We start from the raw sequence: 14,356 nt of genomic DNA on the forward strand, positions 1-14,356 counted from the left end.
ATGCGGATCAGGCAGGCGATCCTTTCCGGGCTTGGTGCGGCGGTCTGCGCCACGGGCGCGCTGGCCGAGGTGCCCGAAGGCTGGATCAGCTTTGACATGGCCGGCGTGGTCTACGCCCTGCCGCCCGACTGGGCGCAGGTCGAAGACGGTGACCGGCTGGACGGGTTCATGAAGGGCGATCCCTCGGTGCCCTCGGGTCTGGGCTTCGGCATCGGGCTGGACGACGACGGACAGGAGTATCTGGACGAGGTCACCGCGACCCCGGCCGCGGTCGTCACGCTGGACGGGGTGGCTTTCGACCGTTGGACCTTTACCGCCGACAGCGACGGGATGAAGGGTGAGGGCGAGGTCTATGTCTCGACCGACCCGCTGGACGACGGCGACCGGCTGGTGCTGCTGCTGTCGGCGCTGAACACGCCCTTTGCCGAGGGGGCCACCGACTACGCCGCGATTCTGGCCACGCTGGACCTGCCGGAAGCCGGCCGCGCGGAACCCGCGCCAGAGACGGGTGCAGCCGATCCGGCGCCGGCGACGGCGACCGAGGCAGGCGCTGCGCTGGGCGGGGTGCTGGCGGTCAGCCTGCCTGAAGGCTGGTACCGGCTGGGCGACGATGTGGCCGAGCAGCTCGTGCTGATGCCGGTCTCGGCGCAGGGCACGGTTACGCTGGCGCGCGGGCAAGCGGCGCAGGCTCTGGCGACCGAGGCCCCCGCCGGCGCCACCGCTTTCGACGGCGAACTCCTGGGCCAGAAGGCCCGGGTGACAAGCTGGGACGGCAGCCTGGCCGAATTCAGCGATGGGGTGACCTTCCGCCCCGGCAGCTACCGGCTGTACCAGCTGGCGACCTGCCTGCCGGGCGACGAGCCGCTGGCGGTGCTGGTCGGCGGGGTCGAAGCGTTCCACAATGGCACCGAGTTGAAAGCCGTCCTGGCCGGCCTGACGCTGACGCTGCCTTCGGGGTCGGCGGCCTGTCCGGCTGCCGCAGCGGCGCCGAAGACGGCCGCTGCCAAACCCGCAGCGGTGGCCGAGCCCGCCCCCGAACCTGCCCCCGAACTGGCCCCCGAGCCAGCGGCCGAACCGCAGCCGGTTGCGGAAGCACCCGCTCCGGCGCTGGGCACGCCGCCTCCGCCGCCACCGGACCAGGGCGAACCGGCCTGGGCCGAAGACAGCATCACCGCCTCGTCCGAGGGCTGGTCTTTGTATCAGAACGGCCGCTACGGCACCTTCATCGAGTATCCTTCCAGCTATTTCACCCCCGACGCCCTGCCGACCAATGGCGACGGGCGCAGCTTTGCCTCGGTCGACGGCCAGGCCCGGTTCTACGTCTTTGCGCAATGGAACGTGCTGGCGCTGGACGAGGCCGGGCTGATCGCCGAGGACAAGAAGCTGATGCCCGATGCGCAGATCACCTATGAACGCGCCGGGCCGGGCTGGTATGTGCTGTCGGGCCTGAAGGGGGCGGACATCTTCTATCGCCGGGTGCTGGTGGAATGGCCCGACGGCCTGGTCCGGGTGTTCGAGATCAGCTACCCGCAGGCCCGTGCCGCCGAATTCGATGCCACTGTCACCTACATGTCGCAAAGCTTCGGCCCCGGAACCAGCCCCGGCAGCCCGATGGACGACGGTGCCGCCGGCAGCGTGTCCGGCGGCGTGACCTTGGGTGAGCTCTTCACCCCGCCGCGCGGCACCGCCGACCGTTCGGCCATTCTGGACGCAGCCCGGGTGCCGGTCGAATCCCTGCTGGGTCGGAAGGTGCTGTTCCAGATTTCGGTGCTGCGGACCGATGGCGCCTGGGCCTATCTGCAGGCGACGCCGCTGGCGCCCGGCGGCGGACCGTTCGACTGGTCGCGCACGCCCTATGCACAGGACTGGGCCAACGACATGATGAGTGACGTCATCATGGTTCTGCTGACCAACGACGGCAGCGGCTGGGTGGCGCTGGACACCATCGTCGGCCCGACCGACGTGGCCTGGTACGGCTGGACCGACAGCTACGGCCTGCCCGAGGCTCTGTTCCTGCCCTGAGCGGCGCAGCGACGGAGCTGAGGCATAGACCGGGCGCAAGGATGGCGCGATGGAGCGTCAGGCCATGCCGCGGATTGCGGACCGGCCGGCCGCGGTGGCATGGCCGGGGCGCCGTGGTCCGCGTTGTCCCCCTGGTGCCCGCCGGGCCATCCGGGCGCGCGATCGGGTCGAGCGGGGCCAGGCGGTCCTGAGCGGTTGCTGTGTGAAGACCAGGGCATCGAACGCCCAGCCGCCTGCCGGGAATCCGCGCTCTGAACCGGCCCGGCAGAATTGGCCGTTTTGCCTCCATTCGAACCGCAATCAGCATGGGCGGAAATGATTTCGGGAACCGAATTGTCCGACGCTGCGTTGTTCCCGCAGTCCGAGGCAGAATTCGCATCGGCCCAAATCATGCAGGAAACGCAAAATGAACAAGCTCTTGATCGCTCTTTTCGCCACCTCCGCCCTTTCCGGCGCGGCTTTCGCGCAGGACATGCCGATGGTGAAGGAAATCGACGTGACCATCGACATGACGGCGATCACCAACGCCAAGGCGGCGGACTACTGGAAGGCGGTCGAGACCGATCTCGAGGCCGCGATCCTGTCGCGCGTGACTGACCGCATGGCCGAAGACGGCTCGACCATCCTGGTCGATCTCAGCGAGGTCGAACTGGCGAACGGCTTCACCGAGGCAGCGGGCCTTGAGGATTCGGTCCTGAAAGGCATGGTTCACCAGCAGCCGGACACCGACAACAGCAAGTACGAAAGCTATGAGCTGACGGTGGACTACAAGCTGGCTGCGCCGCTGCTGGGCGAGGGGTTCGATCCGGCCGCCAGCGCCGAAGACGCCAAACGCGCCTATGTCGCGCTGGTCGACACCTTTGCTGACCAGGTGGTCGCAAATCTGAAGTGACGGGCCGACCGGTCAAGAACGTGAAGCGTGATGCGCTCGCCGAAAGGCGGGCGCATATTCCGGTCTTGAACGTCTGATTGAATGGGCAGGGGCGGGCCGCAAACAATTCGGCAGCCTACCGGAATCAAGACGCGAATTGCGCCGGAAATACACCCTGAAATCACAAGAAGGCAGCGACGGTCGCAGCAAAGCGCTTCCGTCTATTCCCCCCCGGTTCCCGAAGTCGTGCCCCAGGCCTTGGCCACCGGAGGCGCCAGGCGCAACAGATCGACGGCACGGGCGGCGATCTGCGCGGTGATCTCGGCGGTGGTGGCGGGCTTCAGGTAGAAGGCCGGCACCGGCGGCAGCACGATCGCCCCCATCTCGGTGACGCTTGTCATGTTGCGCAGGTGCGCCAGCGTCAACGGCGCCTCGCGCGCCAGCAGGACCAGCGGGCGGCGTTCCTTCAGTTGCACCCCGGCGGCGCGCGTCAGCAGGTTGTCGTCCAGGCCCGCCGCAATGGCCGCAAGGCTGCGCATCGAACAGGGCACGACGATCATCCCCGCCACCGGACAGGACCCCGATGCGATGGCCGCGCCGAGGTTGCCGATGGCGTGGACGCGCGTCGCCAGGGCGCGCAGCGCGTCCTGCGCGGCGGCCCCGCATTCCAGCGCCAGCGTCTTCTCGGCCATGGGCGACAGCACCAGGTCGATCTCGACCCCCAGCCCGTGCAGGATGGCGGCGCAATCTACCGCCAGCGCCGCGCCCGACGCGCCCGAGACGCCAAGCACCACGCGCGCAGAAGTCTTGGGGGCGGTCATTTCAGGATGCCTTTCAGCAACTCGGCCGCCCGCGCCTCATGAGCCGGGTCAAGGTGCATCACCGTGCCCCAGTCGCGCGTGGTCTCGGTGCCGATCTTGGTGGTGGCGTCGATGCCCAGCTTGCCCGCCAGCCCCTCGATGGGTGAGGCGAAGTCCAGATAGTCCATCGGCGTCCCCTCCAGCACCATCAGGTCGCGGCCCGGGTCCATCCTTGTGGCCAGCGCCCACAGCACGTCATCCCAGTTGCGGGCGTCGATGTCGCTGTCCACCACCACGATGATCTTGGTATAGCTGAACTGCGGCAGCATCCCCCACAGCGCCATCATCACCCGCCGGGCCTGCCCGGGATAGCGCTTGGCGATCTTGACCACCGCCATGCGGTAGGAACAGGCGGCGGGGGGCAGGTACAGGTCCTGCACCTCGGGGATCTGCTGGCGGATCACCGGCAGCGCCAGGTCGTTGAACACCTCGGCGATGACCGAGGGTTCGTCCGGCGGGCGGCCGGTGACGGTGGTCAGGTAGAGCGGATCGCGGCGGCAGGTGATCCGGCTGACCCGCATCACCGGAAAGGGTTCGGCCGCGTTGTAATATCCGGTGTGGTCGCCGAACGGGCCCTCGGGCGCGGTCTCGCCGGGGTGGACCCAGCCTTCGATGATGATCTCGGCATTGGCGGGCACCATCAGCGGCACCGTCTGCGCCTTGACGATTTCCGTCCGCGCGCCGCGCAGCACGCCCGAGAAGGTCATCTCCGACACGGTTTCCGGCAGCGGCAGCGCGGCCGACAGCAGCATCGCCGGATCGCAGCCCAGCGCAATGGCCACCGGCATCGGCGCGCCGGCGCGGTCCCAGGTCCGGTGGTGCGCCGCACCGCCGCGGTGGGCCAGCCAGCGCAGGATCAGCCGGTCGGGGCCGATGACCTGCGCGCGGTAGACTCCCAGGTTGTAGCGGGCCACGTCGTCCACATCGCCGCCATGCGGCCGGGTCACTACCACCGGCCAGGTGATCAGCGGTCCGGCGTCGCCCGGCCAGGGGGTCTGCACGGGAATCGCGCCAAGGTCGGGCAGGGTGGTTTCCTGGCACACCGCCCGGCGGACGGGTTTCGGCCGGGTCGAAAGCGCCGCCTTCAGCATCGGCCAGCGCGACAAGGCGTCGCGCATGCCGTCCACCGGCGGCGGGCTGCGCAGGGCCGCAAGGAATTCGCCCAAGGCCGGAACCTCGTCCAACGCCAGGCCCAGGCCTGCCGCCACCCGGTCCCTGGTGCCGAACAGGTTCGCCACCACCGGCATCGCCGCCCGCGCGCCGTCAGCCCCGGTGGCGTGGTCAAACCGCAGGATCGGCCCGGATTTCTGCAGGCAGGCCAGTTCGACCGCGGTCATTTCGTGCCGGATCGACACCGGTTGCGCGAGGCGCGCCAGATCGCCCGCGCCTTCGGCCCAAGCCAGGAACGCGCGCAGATCGGCAAAGACGGGCAGACTTCGCATGGGGGGCTTTCCGGCTGTCCACCCCGTCTAGCAGCGCGCCGGCGAAGCGAGATTGATTTGTGTCAATCAAACCTGACAGGGGGATGCGTATAAGCCCTCCATGATGCGCATTCTCTCCGATCCGTCGGTCAAGCTGCTTGGCCGATCCATCCCGCTTCCGACCCCGCCGCTGACTCCGCTGTCGATGCTGTTCTCGCGGCTGATGCGGCATGTGCTGTCGCGTCACCCGTCGATCCTGCGCCGGATGGGGGCCACGGCCGGTTCGCGCTTCCTGATCCAGGTCACGGACATGCCGTTCCCGATCCTGCTTGAACCGTCGCTGCGGCGGCTGACCGTAGTCCCGCGCCGTGCCAAGCCGGCGCATGACACGGAAATCCGCGGCAGTCTCAAGGCCTTCCTGGCCATGCTTCATGCCGAGGAAGACGGCGACGCGCTGTTCTTCTCCGGCCAGCTTGAAATTTCGGGCGACACCTCTTCAGTGGTTGCTCTGCGCAATGCGCTGGATGATGCCGAGATTGACCTGACCGAAGAGATCGCCTCGCTGGCCGGTCCGGCCGGCCCCGCCCTGCGCCGGATGTCGGCGCTTCTGGAACGCCGCACCGGCCTGTCGCTGTCGCGGCGCCGGCTGGGCGAAGACCCCGAGGATCACTCCCGATGATGGAACTTGTCTGTCCCGCCGGCACCCCCGCCGCCCTGCGCGCCGCGGTCGAGGCCGGGGCTCATGCCGTCTATTGCGGCTTCAACGACGAGACCAACGCCCGCAACTTTCCGGGCCTGAACTTCAACCGCGAGGAAATGGCCGAAGGCGTGGCGCATGCCCACGCCCGCGGCGCCAAGGTGCTGGTCGCGATCAACACCTTCCCCCGCGCGGGTGACCAGGGCCTGTGGCACCGCGCCGTGGCTGATGCCGGTGCCGCCGGGGCGGATGCGGTGATCCTGGCCGACATCGGCCTGCTGGCCCATGCTGCCGAGAAACACCCGGGCCTGCGGCTGCACCTGTCGGTGCAGGCGGCCGCAGCGAATCCCGACGCGATCAATCTCTATGCCGAAAGCTTCGGTGTGAAGCGTGTGGTCCTGCCGCGCGTGCTGACGGTGGACGAGATCGCCGCCATCAACCGCGAGATCGACGTCGAGACCGAAGTCTTCGTCTTCGGCGGCCTCTGTGTGATGGCCGAGGGGCGCTGCGCGCTGTCGTCCTATGCCACCGGCAAGTCGCCCAACATGAACGGGGTCTGCTCGCCTGCCAGCCACGTCGCCTATGCCGAGGTGAACGGTGCGCAAGAGGCGCGGCTGGGCGAATTCCTGATCCACCGCACGCCGAAGGGTGCGACCGCGCCTTACCCGACGCTGTGCAAGGGCTGCTTCTCTTCGCCCGATGCCAAGGGCAATGATCAGGTCGGCCACATCTTCGAGGATCCGGCCAGCCTGGATGCGACCCATCTGATCCCGGCCCTGCAGAAGGCCGGCGTCTCGGCGCTGAAGATCGAGGGCCGGCAGCGCAGCCGGGCCTATGTGGCGCAGGTCGTGCGCGCCTTCCGCGCGGCGGTCGAGGCAGCGGATCGCGGTCTGCCGATGCCCGAAAGCCTGCTGGCCAAGCTGACCGAAGGCCAGGCCTCGACCACCGGCGCCTATGCCAAGATCTGGAGGTAAGGCGATGGACCTGACCGTCGGACCGAACGCCTTTTTCTGGACCCCGGACAACCTGCGCGCCTTTTACGCCGGACTGGCCGAGACACCCGTCGCCCGCGTGGTGATCGGCGAATGGGTCTGCTCGAAGCGCCTGCCGTTCTGGCAGGACGAAATCCCCGGCGCCGTTGCGGCGCTGCAGGCGGCCGGCAAGGAGGTGGCCGTCACCTCGCTGGCGCTGATCACCCTGAAGCGTGAACGCAAGCAGACCGACGATCTGGTCGCCATGGGCCTGCCGGTCGAGGTGAACGACCTGTCCGCCTTGCGCCACATCCCGGAAGGCACGCCGTTCTGGGTCGGGCCGATGGTGAACGTCTATAACGAGGGCACGCTGATGTGGCTGGCCCGCCGCGGCGCGACGCGGGTCTGCCTGCCGCCCGAACTGCCGCTGTCCGCCATCGCCGCGCTGGCCAAGGCGGGGTCCGAGGCCGGGGTGGCCGTCGAGGTCTGGGCGCATGGCCGCGCGCCGCTGGCGATTTCGGGCCGCTGCTACCATGCCCGCCTGACCGACCGCGCCAAGGACAGCTGCCAGTTCGTCTGCGCCGACGATCCCGACGGCCGCGACGTCGACACGCTGGACGGCCGCGCCTTCCTGAGTGTGAACGGCGTGCAGACCCTGGCGCGGGCGGTCACCACCGCCGCCCATCAGATCGCCGCCCTGCGCGAGGCCGGGGTCGCCGCTCTGCGCCTGTCGCCCCACACCGGCAATTTCGCGGCTGTGGCGGCGGCCTATGCCGAGAGCCTGGGGTCATCGGCCGGGCAGGGTGAGGCGCTGGTGGCCGAACTCAAGCGGCTGATGCCGGGGGCCGAGTTCTGCGACGGCTTCCTGCGCGGCGAGGTGGGCAGAAGTCTCAGCGGCGCCAGCGCGGCCTGAGCGGGCGTCCCATCATGGGACACGTCGGACAGCAAGCGATTCCAAGGGCTTGCGAATCTGTCTTAGGGATTTGTTAAGACTCTGGCCGGTCAGACCCCCGGCTAGGTCCCGAAGGTGCGGCGCAACAGCGCGAGCCAGTTGCCGTGCGCGATCTTCTCCAGCAGCGGCCGGTCGTAGCCATGGTCGGCCAGCGCCTGCAGCAGACGTGGCAGTCCGGTGACGTCGCCGATCACCGCCGGCGTGGTGGCGCCGTCGTAGTCGGAACCGAAGCCCAGATGGTCTTCGCCCAGCGCCTTGAGCAGGTGATCCATGTGGCGCAGCACCGGGTCCCAGCCGCAGCCGTCGTCCTTGCGGCCGTCGGGCCGCAGGAAGCCCACTGCGAAGTTCAGCCCCACCATGCCGCCGGTCTCGCGGATCATCGCCAGCTGCCGGTCGGTCAGGTTGCGCGACGAGGCGCAGAGCGCATGCGCGTTGGAATGCGTCGCCACCAGCGGCGCATCGGACAGCCGCGCCACATCATCGAAGCCCTTCTCGTTGATGTGGGAAAGGTCGATCATGATCTTCAGCCGGTTGCATTCGGCCACCAGCCGTTTGCCGGCCTCGGTCAGCCCCGGCCCGGTGTCGGGGCTGGAGGGAAAGGCGAAGGGCACGCCGTGACCGAAGATCGTCGGCCGGCTCCAGACCGGCCCGATGGACCGCAGCCCGGCAGCATGGAACAGATGCAGCGCGTCCAGGCTTTCGTCGATCGCCTCGGCACCCTCCATGTGCATGATCGCGGCGATGGTGCCGGTCTTCAGGCACTCGGCCACCTCGGCAGCGGTCCGGCAAAGCTTCAACGCGCCGGCGCTGGCGCGTTCCATCCACAGAAGATGCCCGGCGGCCTGCACCGCCGGCAGGATCGCCGCGTCGAAGCCGATCAGATCGGAAAGCGGCAGCGCATAGGGCGGCTTTTCCATCTGCGCCTCGATCTCGGGATCGTCATGCGCGGCGGGCGAGGGCAGGTAGATGGCGAAGAAGCCGCCGGCAAAGCCGCCCGCCTGCATCCGCGGCAGGTCGAGGTGGCCCTTGCCCTCGCCGGTCAGGAAGATCTCGGCGCGCCGGGCCGGGTCGTCCAGAAGCCGCAGGAGCAGGTCGTTGTGACCATCAAACACAGGGATCATGGGGCCTCCTTGGCGGGGTCGAGCATCCGGTCGGCGCTGGCGTCGAACAGGCTGCGGGCATAGTCGGTTGTCATGCGCGCGCCGGCCAGGGCGGCGCGGGTCAGTTCCTCGACCGCACGGCCGTTCTGCATCACCAGCACCCGGTCGGTCATGTGGTCGATCACCGCCAGGTCGTGGCTGACCATCAGGAAGGTCAGGCCACGCTCGTCGCGCAGCCGGTCCAGCAGGTTCAGCACCTCGGCCTGGACCGAGGCATCCAGCGCGGAGGTGGGTTCATCCAGCAGCAGGATTTCCGGTTCCAGCATCAACGCGCGGGCGATGGCGACGCGCTGGCGCTGACCGCCCGACAACTGGTGCGGAAAGCGAAAGCGGAAGGCGGCCGGCAGGCCGACGTCTTCCAGCGCCTTGACCACCCTGGCGTCCGAGCCGGAAAGGCCGTGGATCGCCAAGGGTTCCGACAACGTGCGGTCGATGGTGTGGCGCGGATGCAGACTGGCGTAGGGGTCCTGGAACACCATCTGCACCCGGGCCGCAAAGGCCCGCCCGCGTGGCGTGGCGACCGGCACCCCGCCGATGCGGATGCTGCCACCGCTGATCGGCGCCAGCCCGCAGATCGCCCGCAGGATGGTGGACTTGCCCGATCCGCTTTCGCCCACCAGCCCGTAGCTTTCCCTTGCCGCCACGGTCAGACTCACGGCTTCCACCGCGCGCACCTCGCGGCCCTTGGCGCGGAAGGTGACAGACAGGTTGTCGATCTCGATCAGGCTCATGGCGCCGCTTTCCCATGCCGCCGGCCCGGCGGAACCCGGGGCCTCCGGCGGGGGTATTTGGACCAAGATGAAGCAGCACGGACTTCATCTTGGCCCAAATACCCTGGGGTCCGGGGCGAAGCCCCGGCCGGGTTCGGGAAAGGGCCCAGGACGGTCACGGGGTGCCCTCCTGCGTCCAGGCCCCCGTGCGGTCAAGGCCCGGCAAGGGCGCCCGCGACCCGCCGATGCGCGGCAGGCAGTTGAGCAGACCTTGCGTATAGGGGTGCCTTGCCGCCAGCAGGTTCTTCGCCTCGACCTCTTCCACCACGCGGCCCTTGTACATCACCAGAACCCGGTCGCAGAACCGCGCCACCAGACGCAGGTCGTGGCTGATGAAGATCAGCCCCATGCCGCGGTCGCGCACCAGCGCATCCAGAATCGACAGCACCTCGGCCTGCACGGTGACATCCAGCGCCGATGTGGGTTCATCCGCGATCAAGAGGTCAGGTTCCGGGATCAGCATCATCGCGATCATCACCCGCTGGCCCATGCCGCCCGAAAGTTCGTGCGGATAGGCCTCCATCACCCGCTCGGGGTCGCGGATCTGCACCGCCTCCAGCGCCGCGATGGCCTTGGCGCGGGCATCTGCCCGGCCAAAGCCGTCGCGCAGGCGCAGGCCCTCGGTCAGTTGCGCGCCGACGTTCATCACCGGGTTCAGGCTGTATTTCGGGTCCTGCATCACCATGCCGATGCGCTGGCCGCGCAAGGCGCGCATCTCGCGTTCGGAGGCGGCGATCAGGTCCTGGCCGTCGAACACCATCCGGTCGGCCTCGACCCGCCCCGGCGGGCGGATCAGGCGCAGCACCGCACGGCCGGTCATGGTCTTGCCGCTGCCGCTTTCGCCGACGATCCCCAGCCGTTCGCGCCCCAGGCTGAAGGACACGCCCCGCACCGCCTCGACCGGCCCGGTCTCGGTGTCGAAGGTCACGCGCAGGTTCTGCACCTCGAGAAGCGGGCTCATTTCGGCGCACTCCGCGGGTCCAGCACATCGCGCAAGCCGTCGCCCAAGAGGTTGAAGCCCAGCGAGACGATGAAGATGGCCAGGCCCGGCATGGTGGCCACCCACCACTGTTCGAACAGGAACTTGCGGCCGGAGCTGATCATCAGCCCCCATTCCGGCAGCGGCGGCTGCACGCCCAGGCCCAGGAAACCCAGGCCGGCGGCGATCAGGATCACCCCGGCCATGTCCAGGGTGACCCGGATGATGACCGAGGACAGGCACATCGGCACGATATGCCCGGCGATGATGCGGGCAGAGCCGGCGCCTTGCAGGCGAACGGCGGCGATGTAGTCGGAGTTGCGCACGGTGAGGGTTTCGGCCCGCGCCACCCGGGCATAGGGCGGCCAGGCGGTCAGCGCGATGGCCAGCACGGCGTTCTCGATGCCGGGCCCCAGCACGGCGACCAGGGCGAGGGCCAGGATCAGCCGCGGGAAGGCCAGGAAGATATCGGTCAGGCGCATCAGCACGGCATCGACCCAGCCGCCGAAATAGCCCGCCACGGTGCCGATCAGCAGGCCCAGCACCGGCGCCGTCAGCGCCACCAGGCCGATGATGTACAGCGTGATGCGGGCGCCATGGATGATCCGGCTCAGGATGTCGCGGCCGAAATCGTCGGTGCCCAGCCAGTTGCCCGGCGTGCCGGGTGGCAGCAGACGGCGCGACAGGTCCTGCACCAGCGGATCGTGCGGGGCGATCAAGGGCGCGAAGGCCGCGACCAGCACCAGGATCGAGACGATTGCCAGCCCCGCCATGGCCAGGCTGTTGCGGCGGATGCGCAGCCAGGCCAGCCACAATTGCCCCAGCCGGGCCTGCCGGCGCGACGAGGGGCTGGGGTCGGTCAGCCAGGCACGCAGGGCGGTCATGCCCGCGCCCTCGGGTCGACCAGCCGGTAGACGATGTCGCTGACCATGTTCAGCGTCACGAAGACCACGCCCACCACCACCGTCCCGCCCAGCACGGCCGGCATGTCGGCGGCGAAGAGGGCATCGGTGATGTAGCTGCCAAGGCCCGGCCAGGCGAAGATCGTCTCGGTCAGCACCGAGCCTTCCAGCAGGTAGGCGTAAGACAGCGCGATCACGGTGATCAGCGGCACCATGACGTTGCGCATGGCATGCACCCAGATCACCCGCCACTCGGGCATGCCCTTGACCCGGGCCGTGGTGATGTATTCCTGCCCCAGTTCGTTCATCATGAAGCTGCGGGTCATCCGGCTGATGTAGGCCATCGAGACATAGCCCAGCAATCCCGCCGGCAGGATGATGTGGCTGATCGCGTTGCGGAACACGTCCCAGGCGCCGTTCAGCGCGGAATCGATCAGGATCATGCCGGTATAGGTGGTGAGGGTGAATTGCATCATCATGTCATAGCTGGGGTCCAGCCGGCCCGGACCGGCGACCCAGTCGAGCTTGCCGTAGAACACCAGAAGGCCGATCAGCCCCAGCCAGAACACCGGCATCGAATAGCCCATCAGCCCGACCAGCCGCACCACCTGGTCGGCCAGGCTGCCGGGCCGGGTGGCCGCCAGCACGCCTGCCGGCACGCCCACAAGGGTGCCGATCAGCGTGCCCAGGGTGGCCAGTTCCAGCGTGGCGGGGAAATAGCGGGCGATCTCGGACACGATGGCGTCGCCGGTGCGGATCGACCGGCCCAGGTCGCCCTGCAGCGCATCGCCGACATAGATCGCAAACTGCTGCCACAGCGGCAGGTCCAGCCCCAGCGCATCGCGCACGGCCTGCATCTGCGCCTGAGTCGCGCGCTCGCCCACGATCGACAGCACCGGGTCGATCGGCACCACCCGGCCGATGATGAAGGTGATCAGCAAGAGGCCCAGCAGGGTAATGGCCAGCGTGAACAGCCCCGTGCCGACCTGCACCAGCAGGCGGACAAGGCGCCGGTCCTGCGGCGAGGGGGAAAGATCGGTCATCGGGAAAGCGGGCCGCCGCGCCCGCGGACGCGGCGGCCCTGTCTCTTACTTGGTCACCGTCCAGTAGGCGGCCGAGTCGGTGGCGCCGCCGGCATAGAACCCGGTCACATTGGCGTGCATGCCGTCCTGACGGGCCTGCTGGAACATCAGGATGAAGGCCGAGCTGTCGCGCACCTTGCGCTGGATATCGGCATACATCGCCTCACGCTTGGCGGTGTCCATCTCTTCGACCGCCGCCGCCGTCTCGGCGTTCAACTCACCCGGATCCCAGGCGGTGCGCCAGGCCAGGTAGCCGGTGGCCTTGACCTCATCGCTGTTGTCGGGGTTCATCGCGAAGGTCGAGGCGTTGGTGTGCGGATCGGGATAGTCCGGGCCCCAGGTCTGCACGGTGATGTCATGCTGGCGGCCGCGATATTTCTCCAGCACCTGCGCGCCGTCGCCCACGTCCAGCACCAGGTTGATGCCGATCTGCGCAAAGGTGTTCTGCACCGATTGCGCGATGTCCATCCGTTCCTGGTTGTTGCGGACGGTGAAGCCCACCTCCAGCGGCAGGGTCAGGCCGGATTCCGCCATCAGCGCCTTGGCCTTCTCGACATCCAGGCTGTAGGGATTTTCGTCCAGCGCGCCCAGGAAGCCCTTGGGCAGGAAGTTCTGGTGCACCACCCACTGGCCCTTGAGGATGGTCTCGGTCATGCCGGTATAGTCGATGGCCCAGCGCATCGCTTCTTGCACCTTCGGGTTGGCCAGTTCGGCCTTTTTCTGGTTCAGCGCCAGATAGTAGACCTGCCCGCCCACGTCGTTCTGGATCTTGACGTCGGCGTTGCCGGCAAGGCCGTCCACGTCGGTGGGCGTCAGCTCGCGGGCAATGTCGATATCGCCCTTTTCCAACAGCAGGCGCTGCGTCGCGCCTTCCGGGATGTGCTGCATGAACACGTTCTTCAGCTTGGCATCGCCGCGCCAGTGGCCGGCGCGGGCCTCAAGCACATAGCCTTCGTTCGGCTTGTAGCTTTTCAGCACATAGGCCCCGGTGCCGGCGCTGTTCTCCTTGAGCCAGGCGTTGCCCATGTCTCCCTCGACCTCATGCTCCATCACCGTCTTCATGTCGACGATGTTGGCCACGCCGGCGGTCAGGCAGTTGTAGACGAAGGACGGCGCATAGACCTTGTCGGTCTTGAGCGTGACGGTGTCGCCTTCGAAGCTGACCATCTGGTCCACGTTTTCGGCGGTCAGGCCGAACTGGGTCAGGATGAAGGCCGGGGTCTTGTTCATCTTGACCACCCGGCGCAGCGAATAGGCCGCGTCCTCGGCGGTGACCGGGTTGCCGCTGCTGAAGGTGATGCCCGCCTTCATCTTGAAGGTATAGGTCATGCCGTCCTCGGCCACGGCCCAGCTTTCCGCCAGGCCCGGAACCAGTTCGCCCGGCTTGGCGGAATCCGTTTCGATCAGCGTGTCGTAGGTGTTGTTGTTCAGGTCCACGCCCGAGAATTCGAAGGCCTCACCCGGGTCGATCGAGACGATGTCGTCGATGGCATCGGCCACGACCAGGGTGTCGGCCGGGGTTTCGGCGAACAGCGCCACCGGCGCCGTGCCTGCCATCAGGATGGCGACGGCCGTGGCACGGCCGAATCCATGCGTCAGCTTCATTCTGAACTCCCTGTGATTGTTTTTCCGGTCCCGGATGCGGGCCGGTTCATTGATCAATTGGACA

General features: G+C 68.1%; 13 protein-coding genes. 5 read left to right on the forward strand and 8 right to left on the reverse strand.

Features of this window, described 5'->3' with window-relative positions; all coding sequences use genetic code 11:
* Both LHP98_RS01005 and LHP98_RS01010 read left to right on the forward strand, forming a co-directional pair.
* Nucleotides 1-2,022: a hypothetical protein gene (locus tag LHP98_RS01005; RefSeq protein WP_227250636.1), complete on the forward strand. Its 2,022-nt coding sequence runs from the start codon at nt 1-3 to the stop codon at nt 2,020-2,022.
* Between the two features lie 406 nt (nt 2,023-2,428).
* Nucleotides 2,429-2,914 carry a hypothetical protein gene (locus LHP98_RS01010; protein WP_227250637.1) on the forward strand — a complete coding sequence of 162 codons (486 nt, stop codon included), beginning with the start codon at nt 2,429-2,431 and terminating at the stop codon, nt 2,912-2,914.
* 200 nt (nt 2,915-3,114) lie between these two features.
* Here the strand turns inward: LHP98_RS01010 and LHP98_RS01015 are convergent, their stop codons facing one another.
* On the reverse strand, nt 3,115-3,714 hold the full coding sequence (locus tag LHP98_RS01015) for a UbiX family flavin prenyltransferase (RefSeq protein ID WP_227250638.1): 600 nt from the start codon (nt 3,712-3,714) through the stop codon (nt 3,115-3,117).
* The gene (locus tag LHP98_RS01020; protein WP_227250639.1) at nt 3,711-5,195 is read right to left on the reverse strand and encodes a UbiD family decarboxylase; all 1,485 of its coding nucleotides are present in this window, start codon (nt 5,193-5,195) and stop codon (nt 3,711-3,713) included. The genes LHP98_RS01015 and LHP98_RS01020 overlap by 4 nt, the downstream gene beginning before the upstream one ends.
* Before the next feature lie 100 nt (nt 5,196-5,295).
* Between LHP98_RS01020 and ubiT the strand changes: the two genes are divergently transcribed.
* Genes ubiT through ubiV form a run of 3 tightly spaced genes read left to right on the forward strand, consistent with a single transcriptional unit; the run spans nt 5,296 to nt 7,755 of the window.
* Entirely contained in the window at nt 5,296-5,853 is a 558-nt protein-coding gene (gene ubiT, locus LHP98_RS01025; RefSeq protein WP_227250640.1) for a ubiquinone anaerobic biosynthesis accessory factor UbiT, read from the forward strand.
* Nucleotides 5,853-6,845: a ubiquinone anaerobic biosynthesis protein UbiU gene (ubiU, locus tag LHP98_RS01030; protein ID WP_227251517.1), complete on the forward strand. Its 993-nt coding sequence runs from the start codon at nt 5,853-5,855 to the stop codon at nt 6,843-6,845. The genes ubiT and ubiU overlap by 1 nt, the downstream gene beginning before the upstream one ends.
* Before the next feature lie 4 nt (nt 6,846-6,849).
* Nucleotides 6,850-7,755: a ubiquinone anaerobic biosynthesis protein UbiV gene (gene ubiV, locus LHP98_RS01035; RefSeq protein WP_227250641.1), complete on the forward strand. Its 906-nt coding sequence runs from the start codon at nt 6,850-6,852 to the stop codon at nt 7,753-7,755.
* 101 nt (nt 7,756-7,856) lie between these two features.
* Here ubiV and LHP98_RS01040 read toward each other — a convergent pair whose 3' ends face one another.
* From LHP98_RS01040 to LHP98_RS01065, 6 genes are all read right to left on the reverse strand, one after another.
* The gene (locus LHP98_RS01040; RefSeq protein WP_227250642.1) at nt 7,857-8,915 is read right to left on the reverse strand and encodes a dipeptidase; all 1,059 of its coding nucleotides are present in this window, start codon (nt 8,913-8,915) and stop codon (nt 7,857-7,859) included.
* Nucleotides 8,912-9,685: an ABC transporter ATP-binding protein gene (locus tag LHP98_RS01045; protein WP_227250643.1), complete on the reverse strand. Its 774-nt coding sequence runs from the start codon at nt 9,683-9,685 to the stop codon at nt 8,912-8,914. The genes LHP98_RS01040 and LHP98_RS01045 overlap by 4 nt, the downstream gene beginning before the upstream one ends.
* A gap of 154 nt (nt 9,686-9,839) precedes the next feature.
* Nucleotides 9,840-10,685: an ABC transporter ATP-binding protein gene (locus LHP98_RS01050; RefSeq protein WP_227250644.1), complete on the reverse strand. Its 846-nt coding sequence runs from the start codon at nt 10,683-10,685 to the stop codon at nt 9,840-9,842.
* Nucleotides 10,682-11,587 carry an ABC transporter permease gene (locus tag LHP98_RS01055; protein WP_227250645.1) on the reverse strand — a complete coding sequence of 302 codons (906 nt, stop codon included), beginning with the start codon at nt 11,585-11,587 and terminating at the stop codon, nt 10,682-10,684. Before LHP98_RS01055 ends, LHP98_RS01050 begins: the two co-directional genes overlap by 4 nt.
* The gene (locus LHP98_RS01060) at nt 11,584-12,648 is read right to left on the reverse strand and encodes an ABC transporter permease (RefSeq protein WP_227250646.1); all 1,065 of its coding nucleotides are present in this window, start codon (nt 12,646-12,648) and stop codon (nt 11,584-11,586) included. The genes LHP98_RS01055 and LHP98_RS01060 overlap by 4 nt, the downstream gene beginning before the upstream one ends.
* Nucleotides 12,649-12,693: 45 nt before the next feature.
* Nucleotides 12,694-14,292, reverse strand: coding sequence for an ABC transporter substrate-binding protein (locus tag LHP98_RS01065; protein ID WP_227250647.1), 1,599 nt, complete (start codon nt 14,290-14,292; stop codon nt 12,694-12,696).
* Between the last annotated feature and the right edge of the window lie 64 nt (nt 14,293-14,356).

This window comes from Rhodobacter sp. Har01, from assembly GCF_020564565.1.
Taxonomy (GTDB): domain Bacteria; phylum Pseudomonadota; class Alphaproteobacteria; order Rhodobacterales; family Rhodobacteraceae; genus Pseudogemmobacter.

Bases quoted from the DNA above. Each gene is read 5' to 3' on its own strand.
- LHP98_RS01015 (WP_227250638.1), bottom strand. From the start codon at position 3,714: ATGACCGCCCCCAAGACTTCTGCGCGCGTGGTGCTTGGCGTCTCGGGC.
- LHP98_RS01005 (WP_227250636.1), top strand. From the start codon at position 1: ATGCGGATCAGGCAGGCGATCCTTTCCGGGCTTGGTGCGGCGGTCTGC.
- ubiV (WP_227250641.1), top strand. From the start codon at position 6,850: ATGGACCTGACCGTCGGACCGAACGCCTTTTTCTGGACCCCGGACAAC.
- LHP98_RS01065 (WP_227250647.1), bottom strand. From the start codon at position 14,292: ATGAAGCTGACGCATGGATTCGGCCGTGCCACGGCCGTCGCCATCCTG.
- LHP98_RS01045 (WP_227250643.1), bottom strand. From the start codon at position 9,685: ATGAGCCTGATCGAGATCGACAACCTGTCTGTCACCTTCCGCGCCAAG.
- LHP98_RS01020 (WP_227250639.1), bottom strand. From the start codon at position 5,195: ATGCGAAGTCTGCCCGTCTTTGCCGATCTGCGCGCGTTCCTGGCTTGG.
- LHP98_RS01055 (WP_227250645.1), bottom strand. From the start codon at position 11,587: ATGACCGCCCTGCGTGCCTGGCTGACCGACCCCAGCCCCTCGTCGCGC.
- LHP98_RS01050 (WP_227250644.1), bottom strand. From the start codon at position 10,685: ATGAGCCCGCTTCTCGAGGTGCAGAACCTGCGCGTGACCTTCGACACC.
- ubiU (WP_227251517.1), top strand. From the start codon at position 5,853: ATGGAACTTGTCTGTCCCGCCGGCACCCCCGCCGCCCTGCGCGCCGCG.
- LHP98_RS01060 (WP_227250646.1), bottom strand. From the start codon at position 12,648: ATGACCGATCTTTCCCCCTCGCCGCAGGACCGGCGCCTTGTCCGCCTG.
- LHP98_RS01040 (WP_227250642.1), bottom strand. From the start codon at position 8,915: ATGATCCCTGTGTTTGATGGTCACAACGACCTGCTCCTGCGGCTTCTG.
- ubiT (WP_227250640.1), top strand. From the start codon at position 5,296: ATGATGCGCATTCTCTCCGATCCGTCGGTCAAGCTGCTTGGCCGATCC.
- LHP98_RS01010 (WP_227250637.1), top strand. From the start codon at position 2,429: ATGAACAAGCTCTTGATCGCTCTTTTCGCCACCTCCGCCCTTTCCGGC.